14 protein-coding genes and 1 tRNA gene are annotated in these 15,575 nt (G+C 69.0%); 5 read left to right on the forward strand and 10 right to left on the reverse strand.

Annotated elements, in window-relative coordinates:
• Window positions 1–72 precede the first annotated feature (72 nt).
• Window positions 73–155, forward strand: a tRNA-Leu gene (locus ACWGO6_RS00890).
• A gap of 106 nt (window positions 156–261) precedes the next feature.
• On the opposite strand, the gene ACWGO6_RS00895 is transcribed toward ACWGO6_RS00890, so the two are convergent.
• Together ACWGO6_RS00895 and ACWGO6_RS00900 are read right to left on the reverse strand one after the other, a co-directional pair.
• Entirely contained in the window at window positions 262–1,359 is a 1,098-nt protein-coding gene (locus ACWGO6_RS00895) for a VIT1/CCC1 transporter family protein (protein WP_136043898.1), read from the reverse strand.
• Between the two features lie 144 nt (window positions 1,360–1,503).
• Complete coding sequence (locus tag ACWGO6_RS00900; protein WP_136043897.1) at window positions 1,504–3,246, reverse strand: DEAD/DEAH box helicase; 1,743 nt, start codon at window positions 3,244–3,246, stop codon at window positions 1,504–1,506.
• Between the two features lie 147 nt (window positions 3,247–3,393).
• On the opposite strand from ACWGO6_RS00900, the gene ACWGO6_RS00905 reads away from it, so the two are divergent.
• Complete coding sequence (locus ACWGO6_RS00905) at window positions 3,394–4,221, forward strand: SGNH/GDSL hydrolase family protein (protein ID WP_136043896.1); 828 nt, start codon at window positions 3,394–3,396, stop codon at window positions 4,219–4,221.
• Between the two features lie 7 nt (window positions 4,222–4,228).
• Here ACWGO6_RS00905 and ACWGO6_RS00910 read toward each other — a convergent pair whose 3' ends face one another.
• On the reverse strand, window positions 4,229–5,029 hold the full coding sequence (locus tag ACWGO6_RS00910; protein WP_136043895.1) for a TrmH family RNA methyltransferase: 801 nt from the start codon (window positions 5,027–5,029) through the stop codon (window positions 4,229–4,231).
• Between the two features lie 109 nt (window positions 5,030–5,138).
• Between ACWGO6_RS00910 and ACWGO6_RS00915 the strand changes: the two genes are divergently transcribed.
• Window positions 5,139–5,978 carry a Sir2 family NAD-dependent protein deacetylase gene (locus ACWGO6_RS00915; protein ID WP_136043894.1) on the forward strand — a complete coding sequence of 280 codons (840 nt, stop codon included), beginning with the start codon at window positions 5,139–5,141 and terminating at the stop codon, window positions 5,976–5,978.
• Window positions 5,975–6,562, forward strand: coding sequence for a histidine phosphatase family protein (locus ACWGO6_RS00920; protein WP_452325616.1), 588 nt, complete (start codon window positions 5,975–5,977; stop codon window positions 6,560–6,562). Before ACWGO6_RS00915 ends, ACWGO6_RS00920 begins: the two co-directional genes overlap by 4 nt.
• On the opposite strand, the gene ACWGO6_RS00925 is transcribed toward ACWGO6_RS00920, so the two are convergent.
• From ACWGO6_RS00925 to ACWGO6_RS00945, 5 genes are read right to left on the reverse strand one after another with little or no spacing between them, the layout of a single operon-like run.
• Window positions 6,563–7,369: an HpcH/HpaI aldolase/citrate lyase family protein gene (locus ACWGO6_RS00925; RefSeq protein ID WP_452325617.1), complete on the reverse strand. Its 807-nt coding sequence runs from the start codon at window positions 7,367–7,369 to the stop codon at window positions 6,563–6,565.
• Window positions 7,366–7,854 (reverse strand): MaoC family dehydratase, encoded by a 489-nt coding sequence (locus ACWGO6_RS00930; protein WP_136043891.1) that lies wholly within the window; start codon window positions 7,852–7,854, stop codon window positions 7,366–7,368. The genes ACWGO6_RS00925 and ACWGO6_RS00930 overlap by 4 nt, the downstream gene beginning before the upstream one ends.
• Window positions 7,855–7,863: 9 nt before the next feature.
• The gene (locus ACWGO6_RS00935) at window positions 7,864–9,012 is read right to left on the reverse strand and encodes an acyl-CoA dehydrogenase family protein (protein WP_452325618.1); all 1,149 of its coding nucleotides are present in this window, start codon (window positions 9,010–9,012) and stop codon (window positions 7,864–7,866) included.
• Between the two features lie 2 nt (window positions 9,013–9,014).
• Window positions 9,015–10,934, reverse strand: coding sequence for an ATP-binding protein (locus ACWGO6_RS00940; protein ID WP_452325619.1), 1,920 nt, complete (start codon window positions 10,932–10,934; stop codon window positions 9,015–9,017).
• Window positions 10,935–10,939: 5 nt separating this feature from the next.
• Entirely contained in the window at window positions 10,940–12,493 is a 1,554-nt protein-coding gene (locus tag ACWGO6_RS00945; protein WP_452325620.1) for a carboxyl transferase domain-containing protein, read from the reverse strand.
• A 111-nt stretch (window positions 12,494–12,604) separates the two neighbouring features.
• Here ACWGO6_RS00945 and ACWGO6_RS00950 point away from each other — a divergent pair, with 111 nt between their 5' ends.
• Window positions 12,605–13,213 (forward strand): TetR/AcrR family transcriptional regulator, encoded by a 609-nt coding sequence (locus tag ACWGO6_RS00950; protein ID WP_452325621.1) that lies wholly within the window; start codon window positions 12,605–12,607, stop codon window positions 13,211–13,213.
• On the opposite strand, the gene ACWGO6_RS00955 is transcribed toward ACWGO6_RS00950, so the two are convergent.
• Complete coding sequence (locus tag ACWGO6_RS00955; protein WP_452325622.1) at window positions 13,206–14,567, reverse strand: dihydrolipoamide acetyltransferase family protein; 1,362 nt, start codon at window positions 14,565–14,567, stop codon at window positions 13,206–13,208. The genes ACWGO6_RS00950 and ACWGO6_RS00955 overlap by 8 nt on opposite strands.
• Window positions 14,564–15,574, reverse strand: a complete 1,011-nt coding sequence (locus ACWGO6_RS00960) for an alpha-ketoacid dehydrogenase subunit beta (RefSeq protein ID WP_136043885.1) — start codon at window positions 15,572–15,574, stop codon at window positions 14,564–14,566. Before ACWGO6_RS00960 ends, ACWGO6_RS00955 begins: the two co-directional genes overlap by 4 nt.
• Window position 15,575 lies beyond the last annotated feature (1 nt).

Raw genomic sequence — 15,575 nt, forward strand, 5'->3', positions numbered from 1 at the left:
ACCGCTCGGTTCGAGAGGCCGCGGGGAACGTGGTAATGTCATTCTTCGGTCGGCAACGATCATCCAAAACCTGCGCGGGTGGCGGAATGGTAGACGCGCTACGTTGAGGTCGTAGTGCCCGTAAGGGCGTGGGGGTTCAAGTCCCCCTCCGCGCACAAGAAGAAGAAGGCCCCGGATCCATGGATCCGGGGCCTTCTTCGCTGCATGGGGCAACCCCACGGGGCCGGATCGTCGGCCGGCCCCGTGGTGTGCGCTCCAGACTCAGACCGCGCCGACGCCGAAGACCAGGCCCAGGACGTAGGTGATCGCTGCGGCACCGAAACCGATCGCGAGTTGGCGGAGAGCTCGGCGCAGAGGCGGGCCGCCCGAGAGCACGCCGACCATCGCCCCGGTGCTCAACAGTGCGATGCCGACCAGGACCAGGGCGACGATGATCGCCGTGGCGCCCTGGAGGCCGAAGATCCAGGGCAGGACCGGGATGACCGCTCCAGAGGCGAACAGAAGAAAGCTCGAGATCGCCGCTGTCCAGTCGCTTCCGACGATCTCGTGATCGTCTCCGGCCTGGATGTTCACAGGGCCGGTCGCCGCACGACTGACGCCCGCCTGCGCTGCCGAGACGATGCGTCGCGCGCGCGACAGCGATTCCTCCTGGTCCATGCCGCGCGCCCGGTACACGAGCGCGAGTTCGTTCTCGTCGATGTCGAGGTCACCGGCTGCGGCATGAGCGTCCTCATTCGCCTCCGTCGCGGCCAGCAGCTCACGCTGCGAACGCACCGACACGAACTCCCCGGCCCCCATCGACAGCGCGCCGGCCAACAGCCCTGCGATCCCGCTGAAGAGGACGAATCCGGAACTGACCCCGGTCGCACCGATGCCGAGCACCAGCGCGAGGTTGCTCACGAGACCGTCGTTGGCACCGAAGACCGCGGCGCGGAAGGACCCGGAGAGGCGTCTCCGCCCGCGCGCCGCGAGTCCGCGGACGACCTCGTAGTGCACCTTCTCGTCGGCACGCATCGCCGGGGTCGCGTACTGCTCGGAGTCGTAGGGCGAACGCGCCTCGGCGCTCTGCGCGAGCGCGAGCACGAAGATGGACCCGAAGCGGCCCGCCATCCACCCGAGCAGCCGGGAGCGGACGCCGGCACGCGGCAGCCGTGCAGGCTCCGTGCCCAGAAGGTCGAGCCAGTGCTGCTCATGGCGGCGCTCGGCATCGGCGAGCCTCAGGAGGATGTCCCGCTCCTCCCCCGTGCGGCGTGCCGCGAGCTTCTGATAGACCGCGCCCTCGGCGCGCTCCTCCACGAGATAGCGAGCCCAGCGCCGGCGGTCGGCGGGGGTCGGGTCGGCAGCAGCGGGCGCTGTCATGGATCCTCCAGGTGTACGGTGCCCGATGCGCGGGCAACCGTTCAACGCTAGCCGCGGCGGCTCGACGAGACCTCGCTCAGACGCGGATTGACAGCATTTCGGGGATCCGAAGCACCGCCGACGGGCGGGACCGCGGACGATCGCTCAGGAGCGTACGCGCTTACGCAGGACCTCGATACGCGACTGCAGCTGCGTCACGGTCGCCTGCGCCACAGCCGGTCCCCCGCAGATGCGCCGGAGTTCTGCGTGTACGGCGCCATGAGGCTCGCCCTTCTGCCGGGCATAGAGGCCGACCAGACTGTTCAGGAGCTGCCGCTGCTCCTTGAGCGTGCGGTGCAGTGGCGGAGGAAGCGTCGTCGTCTCGGTCGGCCCGGTGGAGGCTTCGCGCGCCTCTCGCAGCCGGGACTGTCGCGACTGGCGCTGCATGAGCAGCTCGTGCACGTGCTCGGGCTCGAGGAGGCCCGGAAAACCGATGAACTCCTCCTCTTCGGGGGTTCCGGGCTCGGCCAGTTGCCCGAACTCCTGGCCCTCGAAGACGACGCGGTCGAAGTGCGCGACCGAGGAGAGTGCCTGATAGCTGAACTCCTGCGTCAGCGCATCCGAGGTCTCCTCTTCGCGGTTGGCGCTCTCGAGCAGGGAGTCGTCGAGTCCGTCCTCTTCCTTCGACTGCCGGTCGAGCGCATGGTCGCGCTGCTTGTCCATCTCGTTCGCCAGGCCCATGAGCACGGGCACCTGGGGCAGGAACACGCTGGCGGCCTCGCCCCGACGACGGGCTCGCACGAATCGACCGATCGCCTGTGCGAAGAAGAGCGGGGTCGACGACGATGTCGCGTAGACGCCGACGGCGAGACGCGGCACGTCGACCCCCTCGGACACCATGCGGACCGCGACCATCCACCGGGAGTCGTTCGCGCTGAACTTCTCGATGCGCTCCGAGGCGGTCGCGTCATCGGAGAGCACGATCGTCGGCTGCTGCCCCGTGATGCTGTGCAGGATCTTCGCGTAGGCGCGTGCAACGGTCTGATCGGTGGCGAGCACGAGGCCGCCGGCATCCGGAACGTGGTGGCGGATCTCGGTCAGACGGCGATCGGCGGCCGACAACACGGCCGGCATCCACTCGCCTTCGGGATCGAGCGCGGTGCGCCAGGCCTGCGACGTCACGTCTTTCGTGTTGTCCTGACCCAGGTGCGTCTCGAGTTCGTCGCCGGTGGTGGTGCGCCAGCGCATCTTGCCCGCGTACATGTGGAAGAGCACGGGGCGAACGACCCCGTCGGCGAGGGCACGACCGTAGCCGTAGTTGTAGTCGGTGCGCGAGACGCGAGCACCGGATTCGTCGGGGTGGTACTCGACGAACGGGATCGGGGCCGTGTCGCTGCGGAACGGCGTTCCGGAGAGCAGCAGTCGGCGTTTCGCGGGGCCATAGGCGTCGCGGATGGCGTCGCCCCAGCTCAGCGCGTCCCCACCGTGATGGACCTCATCGAGAACCACGAGTGTCTTGGCGTCTTCCGTCAGATGCCGATGCACCGACGACTTCGCGGCGACCTGCGCGTAGGTGACGACGGCACCGTGATAGTGACGTGCGGGCGCCCAGTCGCTGTTGCGGAATCGCGGGTCGAGCCGGATGTGCACGCGCGCCGCAGCATCCGCCCACTGCGTCTTGAGGTGCTCGGTCGGCGCCACCACGATGATGCGGTTCACTTCGCCGATGCGCATGAGCTCCACGGCGAGGGTGAGGGCGAAGGTGGTCTTGCCTGCACCGGGTGTCGCAGCGACGAGGAAGTCCCGCTGATCGGCTTCGAAGTACTGTTCCAGCGCCTCCTGTTGCCAGGCGCGCAGCTTGCTTGCGGTTCCCCAAGGGGCACGCTGGGGAAAGGACGGAGAGAGCATCGACTCCACGATAATCGGTGCTGCGGACACTGTCGCACGTACGGCGCTTCTCGCGCGTGCCCCTCCCCCGGGACCCCACCTGCGGGTAGGCTCGATCACTGCGCTGCGGCCATCGCCGCCTCGCAGACGTTCGCGAAGGAGAGCTGGATGACCGACCAGGATTCGACTCGGACCCCGTACATCCCCAACGAGACCGCCCACCCGTGGCGACGTTTCGTCGCCGTCGGAGACTCGTTCACGGAGGGCATCGGAGACCCGGATCCGGCGCACCCGGGCAGCCACCGCGGCTGGGCCGATCGGGTCGCGGAGGTGCTCGCCGCCCAGGTCGACGACTTCGCCTACGCCAACCTCGCCGTCCGCGGCAAGCTCATCGCGCAGATCGTCGCCGATCAGATCGAACCGGCCGTCGAACTGCGTCCCGACCTCGTCTCGATCTGCGCCGGCGGAAACGATGTGATCCGCCCGGGCACCGACCCCGACGCCATCGCGAGTCAGCTGGAGGATGCCGTGGCGCGCCTGTCATCGACGGGAGCGGCCGTCCTCCTGTTCACCGGCATCGACACGGGTTTCACGCCGGTGTTCCGTGCCTTCCGCGGGAAGGTCGCGATCTACAACGAGAACATCCGCGCGATCGCCGAGCGCCACGACTGCATCGTCGCGGACCAGTGGGCCCTGAAGGTCGTCCAGGACATGCGGTTCTTCGACGACGACCGGCTGCACTACAACGCGCTCGGCCACCACGAGGTCGCGCGCATGGTGCTCCGTGCACTGAACGTGCCGAACGACCTCGAGGCCATGCAACCGGAGCCCTACCCGCTGCGGACCTGGCGCGAGGCGCGGAGCGAGGACCTCGGGTGGGCGCGCGAGCACCTGATGCCCTGGGTTCTGCGTCGGCTGCGCCACCAGTCGTCGGGCGACAACGTGGCCGCGAAGCGTCCCGAGCCCTCCCCTGTCATCTTCCCGGAGCGCGACTGACCACGGGTCAGACCTTCACCGCCCACAACGCGACGGCGGCGGCGGAGGCTACGTTGAGGGAGTCGACACCGCCGGACATCGGAATCGTGACGATCGTGTCGGCGCGGTCCATCACCGTGCGGGAGAGCCCGTCGCCCTCCGAGCCCATGACGAGTGCGACGCGCTCGGGGCGGTCGGCCACATAGGCATCGAGTGACACGGCGTCGTCGCGCAGAGCCAGCGCCGCGATGTCGAAGCGCGCGGCATGGAGGTCTGCGACGGCCTCATCCCAGTCGGTGATGCGCGTCCACGGAACCTGGAAGACGGTCCCCATGCTCACGCGCACACTGCGCCGATACAGCGGGTCGGCGCCGCCCGGCGACACCAGCACGGCATCCGCGCCGAGGCCCGCCGCCGCACGGAACGCGGCACCGACGTTGGTGTGATCGCCGATGTTCTCGAGGATCAGCACCACGGAGGCGCCCTCGATCACTTGTCGAACCGTCGGCAACTCCGGCCGATGCATCGACGCGATCGTGCCGCGGTGCACGGCGAAACCCGTCACCGCCTCGGCCACATCATCCGGGACGACGTACACCGGGACCTCGAATTCGCCGACGATTCCGCGGATGTCGTCCACACGGCGCTCCTGCACCAGCACGGAACGCGGACGGTGCCCGGCTGCCACCGCACGGGCGATGACCTTCGTCGACTCCGCGATGTACAGCCCGCCCGCCGGTTCCCGGACTGTGCGCAGCGCCGTGTCGGTGAGCCCGCGGTAGTCATCGAGGCGCGGATCGTCGGCTTCGGTCACAGGCACCAGTCGCATGCATCCACTCTGCCATTGCTCGCACCTGCCTCCACGACGACCGCGCCCTGCAGGGGGCTGCGCGGGGCCCGGTCCCACCCCCACGCCGTAGACTGCTCGAGGAGGTCCTGTGAGCGTCTCGAACACCGCCGAGCTGTCGGCCACCATCGCCCACGCCGCCGAGCTGTTGCGCGACAGGCGCATCGCCCTCTTGACCGGCGCCGGCATCTCCACCGATTCGGGGATACCCGCCTACCGCGGCGAAGGTGCCAGAACCCGCAGCGACCCGATGACGATCCAGACTTACCTCGGCGACGAGGCGGCACGACGACGCTACTGGGTCGGCGGCCACCTCGGCTGGCGCGCGTTCGCGCGGGCCGAACCCAACGCGGGACACCTCGCGCTCGCGCAGCTCGAGGCCGCCGGAAAGGTGTCGGGCGTCATCACCCAGAACGTCGACGGGCTTCATCTGCGGGCCGGGAGCTCGCACGTGATCGAAGTGCACGGCACGATGCGTCGCGTGTTCTGCCTGCAGTGCGGGCAGGTCTTCGACCGCCGCGACATCGCAGTGCAGATCGAGGAGCGGAACCCCTGGATCACCATCCCGGAGAACGTGGCACTCGCCCCGGACGGCGACGTCCTCCCCGAATCCACCGAAGGGTTCATCGTGCCCGAGTGCACCGTGTGCGGCGGCATGCTGAAACCCGACGTCGTCTTCTTCGGCGAGTACGTCCCCCTGGACCGATTCCGTGCGGCGGAATCGCTGCTGCGCTCCAGCTCCGCCCTCATCGTTGCCGGCTCCTCCCTCGTCGTGAACTCCGGCGTGCGCCTGGTCGAGCGCGCCAGACGCCGCAACATCCCTCTGATCATCGTCAACCGCGAGCCGACGCGTGCGGACCCCTGGGCCGATGTCACCATCGCCGCAGGCACCAGCGACGTGCTCCCCGCACTCCAGGAACTGCTCTCGTGACCCACCTCACCCTCATCCGCCACGGCCAGACCGATTGGAACCTCGCTCGACGAATCCAGGGATCGACCGACATCCCGCTGAACGAGACCGGGCGAGAAGACGCGCGAAGGGCAGCAGAGAGCCTTGCCTCGAGCACGCACCACGCCGTCTACACCAGCCCGCTGCTGCGCGCCAAGGAGACGGCGGAGATCATCGCCGGCAGACTCGGGCTCGAAGTCGTCGGCGTGGTCCCTGACATCCGGGAACGCGAGTTCGGTGACGGCGAGGGCATGCTCGTCGAGGACTACATCTCCACATACGGCGACTGGCACGCCGAGGTCCCGGGTGCGGAGTCGCTGGAGCAGGTCGGCGAACGTGCCATCACGGCGCTCCACGCGATCGCCCGTGAAGCGCGACGCCGCTCGGCCCCGCAGGCGGAGTCGGTGCTCGTGGTGGCGCACGGCGGCGTGATCCGCGCGGTGATCGATCATGTCTCCGGCGGGACGCTTCCCCGCGACGGCGAGGTCCTGCGCAACGGCTCCGCACACCGCTTCGTGGCGGCGCCCGGCTATCTGCGACTGCTCGAAGAGTCGCAGGTCCTCTGATCAGCTGACGCGGGAGACGACCGATCGCGCGTGCCGGAGCACCGGTTCGTCGATCATCCGCCCCTCGAAGCGGAACACGCCGCGCTCCGTCGCCGCAGCCTCGAGCACCGCGCGTGCCCATGCCACCGTGTCGTCGTCCGGACGATAGGCGGCCCGGATCGCCGCCACCTGGTTCGGATGGATGCAGGCCGTCGCACGGAACCCCGATGCGACGGCGTCCATCGCCTCGCGCTGCAGCCCTGCGGCGTCGTCGATGTCGATGTGCACGGCATCGATGGCCGCCTTGCCCTGAGCGCCGGACTCGAGGAGGACACGAGCACGGGCATAGCGGGCGATATCCCGATAGCCGCCTTCCGCATTCCTCGACGAAGTTCCGCCGAGGGAGGCCGCGAGGTCCTCCGCGCCCCACATCATCGCGGTCACCCGGGGGTGCGCGGCGATCCGATCGGCGGCATGGATGCCGCGCGCGGTCTCGCACAGCGCGATCAGCGAGTACCGCTCATCGAACGCATCGAGGCTCTCGGCACTCTCCGTCTTCGCCACCATCACCGTGCGGAAGTCCGTCGCGGCGAGTGCGTCGAGATCGGCCGTGAACGCTTCGGTTCCCGGTGCGTTCACGCGCACGACGACCCGTGCGGCATCGATGTCCGCGTCGATCACGTTGCGGCGTGCCGCAGCCTTCTCCTCCGGCAGGACGGCATCTTCGAGATCGAGGATGATCGCGTCCGCCCGTTCCAGCGCCTTCCGGAAGCGCTCCGGTCGGTCCGCAGGGCAGAACAGAAGCGCCGGCCCGAGATCGAAAGTCACTTCGCGAGTCCTTCCGGGAGGCAGTGGACGAGAACGGACCGCACCGCTGTCGCCACGACGGTGCCGTCCTGATTGCGTCCGGTGTGGGCGATCTTGACGATGCCCTGGCCGGGGCGTGAGGACGACATCCGCTTTTCGACGATGACGCTCTCGGTATAGAGCGTGTCACCGGCGAAGAGCGGGTGCGGGAAGACGATGTCGCCGAACCCGAGCTGCGCGACGAGCGTGCCCTGGGTCAGTTGCGCGACCGAGGCGCCGACCATCGTCGACAGCGTCCACATCGAGTTCATGAGTCGCGCGCGGAACGGATCCTGCGCATCCGCGAATGCCGCGTCGAGGTGCAGCGCCTGCGTGTTCATCGTGAGCGTGGTGAAGAGCACGTTGTCGGCTTCTGTCGCCGTGCGCCCCGGTCGGTGCAGATAACGGGCATCGACGACGAACTCCTCGTAGTACAGCCCCCTCTGGAGGATGTCATGCGTGGTCATATCGCCACGCTACCCGGCGAGTCCGAGTCCGCGGGCGATGACCAGCAGCTGCACCTCGGTCGTGCCCTCGCCGATCTCGAGGATCTTCGAATCGCGATAGTGGCGGGCGACCGGGAACTCGTTCATGAACCCGTTTCCGCCGAAGATCTGGGTGGCATCCCTGGCGTTGTCCATCGCGGCCTCCCCGCCGACGAGCTTGGCGATCGCCGCCGCCTCCGCGAACGGCTTCCCGGCATCCCGCAGCCGCGCCGCGTGATGCCAGGCGAGCCGCGCCGTGTGCACCCGCGCCCGCATGCGGGCCAGGGTGAACTGCGCGTTCTGGCGCGTGCTCAGCGCAGCGCCGAAGATCGTCCGGCTCTTCGCGTACTCGACGGCGGCCTCCAGGCAGCCCTCGGCCGCGCCGGTGGACAGTGCGGCGATCGCGATACGGCCCTCGTCGAGGATGCTGAGGAAACTGCGGAAGCCGCTCCCCCGCTCCCCCAGCAGGTTCGATGCCGGAACCCGCGCTCCGTCGAAGGTCAGCGGGTGGGTGTCCGACGCATTCCACCCGACCTTGTCGTACGGAGCTTCGACCGTGAACCCGGGTGTGCCGTTCGGGACGATGATCGTGGAGATCTCCTTGCGACCGTTCTCGTTCCCGGTCACCGCGGTGACCGTGACGAAGCGGGTGATCGGGGTTCCCGAGTTGGTGATGAACTGCTTGGAGCCGTCGATGACCCACTCATCGCCCTCCAGACGCGCGGTGGTCCTGGTCGCCCCCGCGTCGCTGCCGGCTTCCGGCTCGGTGAGGCCGAAGCCCGCCAGCGCTTGCCCCGCCAGCAGATCGGGAAGCAGCTCCTGGCGCTGCTCCTCGGTACCGAAACGGTAGATCGGCATGGCGCCGAGGCTCACTCCGGCCTCGAGCGTGATCGCGATCGACTGGTCCACCCGCCCCAGCGCCTCGATCGCGATGCCGAGCGCCATGTAGTCGCCGCCCTGACCACCGTACTCCTCGGGGAACGGCAGGCCGAACAGGCCGAGATCACCCATCTGCGAGACGACGTCCATCGACAGCGTGTGCGTGCGGTCGGCCTCGTACGATTGCGGCGCGACCACCGTGTCGGCGAACTCGCGCACCATCGACGCGAGCTCGCGCTCCTCCTCGGTCAGGTCTTCCATGTTCAGCTCTCCTCCGTCGTCACGCGGGCGACCGGTTGGTCACGCCGTACCTGGTCTCCCACTGCAACCAGCAGATGCACCACGCCATCGCGCGGTGCCAGCACCTGGTGCTCCATCTTCATCGCCTCGATCGCGACGAGCGGGTCGCCGGCCGCGACCGGATCCCCGTCCGCGACGAGCACGGCGACGACGCTGCCCGGCATGGGCGCGCGTCCCTCGGGTTCCGTCGTCGCCGACCCCGCCTCGTGAGCGGCGATCCGCCGCCGCATCCGCTGCCGCCGGTCGGTGGGGCGGAGTCGGACGGTGCGGCCCTCCTCGGAGACCCACACCGCCCCGTCGGCGTCCACTGCGGCACGCAGGGGATGCCGGGCAGTCGCGCCGGGAGCCGATTGCGCCTCCACCATCTCGTCGTCGTCCGTGAGTGCGACAAAGTCTCCTGGAGCCGCGTTCTCGGCCCCGAGCCGCCAGCCCGGAAGCTCGCGCCACAGATCGCTCGTGCGTCTCGGCTCGCTCGGCACCTCGACGGCATCGGCCGCAGCCGCGAGCTGTGCCGGTGAGGGGCGTACGACGGCGAGCGGCAGCAGCGTTTCGATGAGGCCCGTGTCGAGGTCGCCCGCGACGACCCGGGGGTCGCAGCAGAGCGTGCGGAGGAAGGCGATGTTCGTCTCGACGCCCAGAACCACCGTGCGGGCGAGAGCCTCGTCGAGCCGGGCGAGTGCGGTTTCACGATCATCAGCGAAGGCGATCACCTTCGCGATCATCGGGTCGTAGAACCCGGTCACCTCGCTCCCCGTCTCGACGGCGGAATCCACGCGCACGCCGGGCGGCGGATCGAACAGGAGGATCGTGCCCGTCGAGGGCAGGAAGCCGCGTTCGGGTGACTCGGCGTACACGCGCGCTTCGACCGCGTGCCCCCGCAGTCGCGGCGTGACGTCCACGGGGAGCCCCGCGGCCACGCGCAGCTGCAGCGCGACCAGATCGAGCCCGGTGACCTCCTCTGTGACGGGATGCTCCACCTGAAGGCGTGTGTTCATCTCGATGAAGAAGACCTCGTCGGGCGCATCGGCGTCGATGAGGAACTCCACGGTGCCGGCGCCGACGTACTCGACGCTCTCGGCGGCGAGCACCGCGGCGGACAGCAGGCGCTCGCGGGTATGCGCGGGGATCCCCGCGGACGGTGCCTCCTCGATGACCTTCTGATGACGACGCTGCAGGGTGCACTCGCGCTCGCCGAGGGCGACGACCGTCCCGTGCGCATCGCCGAACACCTGCACCTCGATGTGACGGGGGCGGCGGATGAGCCGCTCGAGGATCAGGGAATCATCCCCGAACGCGGATGCCGCGACCCGACGCGCCGACGCGAGTGCGGCCCGGAGACCCGAGGCGTCCGCGACGACCTCCATGCCCTTTCCGCCACCGCCGGCGCTCGGCTTGACGAGGAGCGGGTACCCCACCCGATCAGCCTCCTCGGCGATCTCGAGATCGGACAGCCCTTTGGCGTCGAAGCCGGGGACGACGGGAACCCCGTAGCGCAGCACATGCTCACGAGCACGCGCCTTGTCCCCCATGATCTGCAGGGCGTCGACGGACGGACCGATGAAGACGATGCCGCTCTCGGCGCAGGCCTCGGCGAGACCGACGCTCTCGGACAGGAACCCGTATCCGGGGTGGATCGCCTGCGCGCCGGTGGCCCGGGCGGCGGCGATCACGGCATCGATGTCCAGGTACGACTCGACCGCAGGAGCGGGACCGATCCGCACCGCGACATCCGCCTCGCGCACGTGGGGAGCGGATACGTCCGCATCGCTGTATACGGCGACGCTGCGGATTCCGAGGGTGCGCAGCGTGCGGATGACGCGACGCGCGATCTCGCCGCGATTCGCAACGAGGACGGTCTGGAAGGAAACGGTCGGTGACGACATGGCACTCACATCCGGAAGACGCCGAAGCGCGGTTCGGGCAGCGGACTGCGGGCGACGACGTCGAGCGCCAGCCCCAGCAGATCGCGGGTCTGCGCGGGATCGACGATGCCGTCGTCCCACAACCGCGCCGTGGCGTAGTAGGGCTCGCCCTGGTGCTCATACTGCTCGCGGATCGGCGCTTCGAACTCGCCTCGCTCCTCGGCGCTCCACGACTCGCCGCGTGCGGACAGCTGGTCCTCCTTCACGGTGGCGAGCACGGATGCGGCTTGCGCGCCGCCCATCACGGAGATGCGACTCGCGGGCCAGGTCCACAGGAACCGCGGCGAGTAGGCGCGCCCGCACATGGAGTAGTTTCCCGCTCCGAAGGAGCCGCCGATGATGACCGTCAGTTTGGGCACCCTCGTCGTCGCGACCGCGGTGACCATCTTGGCCCCGTCCTTCGCGATGCCGCCCGCTTCGGCGTCGGACCCCACCATGAAGCCGGTGATGTTCTGCAGGAACAGCAGGGGGATGCCGCGCTGATCGCACAGCTCGATGAAATGCGCACCCTTGAGCGCGGACTCGCTGAACAGGACCCCGTTGTTCGCGACGATGCCGACCGGGTGCCCGTGCAGACGGGCGAACCCCGTGACCAGGGTCGCGCCGTACTCCGGTTTGAACTCGAAGAAAGTGTCGCCGTCGACGAGCCGCGAGATGACCTCGTGCACGTCGTATGACGCGTTCACGTCGACCGGAACCGCATCGTAGAGCGACGTCGTCTCGGAGGGCGGTCGCGTCCTCGCGACCTCCCACGCCGGGGCCGCCGGCGGCGGAAGTGTCGCGACGATGTCGCGCAGGATCTCGAGCGCGTGCTCATCGTCCTCCGCGAGATGGTCGACCACACCGCTCCGCCGTGCATGCAGCTCTCCGCCGCCCAGCTCTTCGGCGGTCACAATCTCGCCGATCGCCGCCTTCACCAGGGGCGGCCCGCCGAGGAAGATGGTTCCCTGGCCGCGCACGATGACCGTCTCGTCGCTCATGGCTGGCACGTAGGCGCCACCCGCGGTGCAGGAGCCGAGAACTGCGGCCAGCTGCGGGATCCCCTCGGCCGACATCCGCGCCTGGTTGAAGAAGATCCGTCCGAAGTGGTCACGGTCGGGGAACACCTCGTCCTGTTTCGGAAGGAAGGCGCCGCCTGAATCGACCAGGTAGAGGCACGGCAGCCGGTTCTCGAGCGCGATCTCCTGTGCGCGCAGGTGCTTCTTGACCGTGAGCGGAAAGTACGTGCCGCCCTTCACCGTCGCGTCGTTGCAGATCACCATGACGTGGCGGCCGTGGACGAGTCCGATGCCGGCGATGACTCCGGCTCCCGGAGCGTCTCCCCCGTACAGGCCGTCGGCGGCCAACGGAGCGATCTCGACGAACGGGCTGCCCTCGTCGAGCACTCGTGCGACCCGGTCTCGCGGCAACAGCTTTCCGCGGGCCACATGGCGTTCGCGCGACGCGGTGGGGCCGCCTCGCGCGGCGGTCGTGAGACGCTCGCGCAGCTCGTGCGCGAGGGACTCCTGCGTTGCGGGCATCGTGATGTCCTCCTCGACTCACGTCCGCGCGGGCGATGCCCTGGCGCGGTGCAGGCATTTTCGGTTAGTGTGCACTAACCCGTTGCTTCAGGTTAGCGAGGATTAACTGAGATGACAAGCCCGGTCACCGCCCGAGACCGCGCCAAGGCCGAACGGTCCGATGCGATCCTGCACGCCGCCGCCCGGCTCTTCGCCGCGCGCGGATACAGCGGTGTGAGCCTGGAAGACATCGGTGCCGCCGTCGGCGTGTCCGGACCGGCCGTCTACCGACACTTCGCCGGCAAGCAGGCATTGCTGGGCGCCGTGCTGGTCAAAGTGAGCGAGCACCTGGTCAGCGGCGGGCGGCAGGTGGTGGAGAACACCCCGACTCCGGACGAGCGGATGCGCGGACTGATCGACTTCCACGTCGACTTCGCCCTCGGGAACGCCGAGGTGATCCAGGTGCAAGACCGCGACGTCGCCCACCTGTCCGAAGCGGATCGGGCCGCCGTCCGCCGCCTGCAGCGTGCCTACATCGAGCTGTGGGTGGACACCCTGTCTCCCCTGCACACGGCGGGCGAGAGCGGGGCGGATCAGGAAGAGCTGCGCCTTCGCGTCCAGGCCTGCTTCGGCCTCATCAACTCCACGCCGCACAGCACACGCGCGGCGGCACGACGGCACTCCGCCACCGCGACCGTGCTGGCCGCGATGGCGGAAGCCGCGTTGCGCGCGACTACCTGAGCAGCATCGCCCGACCGGGCTCCTCGAGGATGTCCGCGACATCCTTGAGGAAGCGCGCACCTTCTGCGCCGTCGACGAGCCGGTGGTCGAACGAGAGGCTGAGCGTCATGACCTGACGGAGGGCGATCTCTCCTCGGAACTCCCACGGCTGACGACGCACCGCACCGACCGCGAGGATTCCGGACTGTCCCGGCGGCAGGATCGGGGTGCCGGCATCGACACCGAACACGCCGATGTTCGAGATCGAGAAGGTACCTCCGGCGAGCTCGGCCGGCGAGGTCTTCCCCGAGCGCGCGACCTCGGCGAGATTCCTCACGGCGTCCGCCAGCTCGATCAGTGTCAACTGCTCCGCGTCGCGGATCATCGGGACGATGAGGCCACGATCCGTCGCGGCCGCGATCCCGAGGTCAACGTAGTGATGCTGGACGATCTCGCCGGCGGCCTCATCCCAGCGGGAGTTGAGTCCCGGAGTACGACCGAGCCCGAGACACACGGCCTTCGCCACGACCGCGAGCGGTCCGATCCGATGCTCGCTGAGCGAACGATCGTCCCGCAGGCCCGCCAGCAGATCCATGGTCGCCGTCACGTCCACTGTGTGGAAGACCGTCACGTGAGGAGCCGTGAAAGCGCTCTGCACCATCGCCGCGGCCGTATGCTTCCGCACGCCGCGGATCGGTATGCGGGTCTCGCGCACCCCGTCGCCGGTAGCCGAGGAGCGCGACGGGACCGACGGGGCCCCTGCGCGGTCGTCAACGGATGCGGAGCCACGAGCGCCGACCCTCTCGGCGTACGCGTCGACATCGGCGCGCGTGATGAGTCGGTCGCCGACCTCTGCCGCCACCAGGACGAGGTCGATCCCCAGACGCTTCGCATGCGCGCGGACGGGAGGCGTGGAGCGCGGTCGCTCCACCACGGACTCGACCGCGGCCGACGGGGTGGCGTCGTGCGGCGCGGCCTCGAGCACGGCTGTGTCGACCTTCGCCGGAGTCGCTCCGGCACGGCGCGCGCGTCGGGCGGGTCGACCGGCCGAGGTGGGGGCAGCCCCGTATCCCACGAGGTTCGGCTGGGCCTTCTCAGCAGCCTCCGGGATCGGCGCGGGTGTGGTCTCCTCATCACCGACGACCTCGAAGTCGATCAGCGCAGCCCCCACGGCGACGGTCTCGCCGGCTTCCGCGTGCAGAGTCGCCACGGTGCCTTCGTACGGCGACGGCAGTTCGACCACCGCTTTGGCGGTCTCCACCTCGGCCAGGGTCTGATTGAGGGCGACCGAGTCCCCCGGGGCGACCAGCCATTGCACGACCTCAGCCTCCGCCAGCCCCTCTCCGAGGTCGGGAAGTCGGAACTCCGCGATCATGCCTCTGCTCCCGTCAGACTGTTCGGCCGATCCAGCACCCGATCGACGGCGTCAAGCAGCCGGTCGAGATCCGGAAGGTGATACTTCTCGAGCTTCGCCGGCGGATAGGGCACATCGTGGCCGGTGACCCGCAGTGGCGCGGACTCGAGATACTCGAAGCAGCGCTCCGTGATGCTCGCGATCACCTCGGCCGCGACGCCGGCCTCGCGAGATGCCTCGTGAGCGACGACGACCCGTCCGGTCTTGCGGACCGATGCGGCGACCGAGTCGTAGTCGACGGGCGAGAGCGACCGCAGATCGATGACCTCCAGGGATACGCCCTCGTCTTCGGCGGCCTCTGCTGCCTGCAGTGCGGTGGACACCATCGCTCCGTACGTGATCAACGTCGCGTCCGTCCCGGTTCGCACCACACGCGCCAGGCCCATGGGCGGCGCATCCGCGAGGGGCGCCTCGAGATCGACCTCTCCCTTGTGGTGGTACAGCCGCTTCGGCTCGAAGAAGACCACGGGATCATCGGAGGCGATCGCCTGACGCAGGCTGCGGTACGCGTCTTCGGGATTCGATACCGCGATCACGCGGATGCCCGCCGTGTGCACGAAGTACGCCTCCGGCGACTCGGAGTGATGCTCGGCAGCGCCGATGCCTCCCGCCCAGGGGATCCGAATCGTGATCGGCATCTTGACGCGCCCCTGTGTCCGGTAGTGGAGCTTCGCCACCTGAGCGACGATCTGGTCGAAGGCGGGGTAGACGAAGCCGTCGAACTGGATCTCGACCACCGGACGATAGCCGCGGAAGGCGAGCCCCACAGCTGTGCCGACGATGCCGGACTCGGCGAGCGGGGTGTCGATCACCCTGGCCGCGCCGAACTCGTCGAGAAGTCCGTCGGTAATGCGGAAGACACCGCCCAGCTTGCCGATGTCCTCGCCGAGGAGGACCACCTTGTCATCGTCGCGCATCGCTTGCCGGAGACCGGCGCCGAGCGCCTTTCCGAGGGTGAGCTCAGTCATG

It is taken from the genome of Microbacterium sp. NPDC055665, assembly GCF_053618035.1.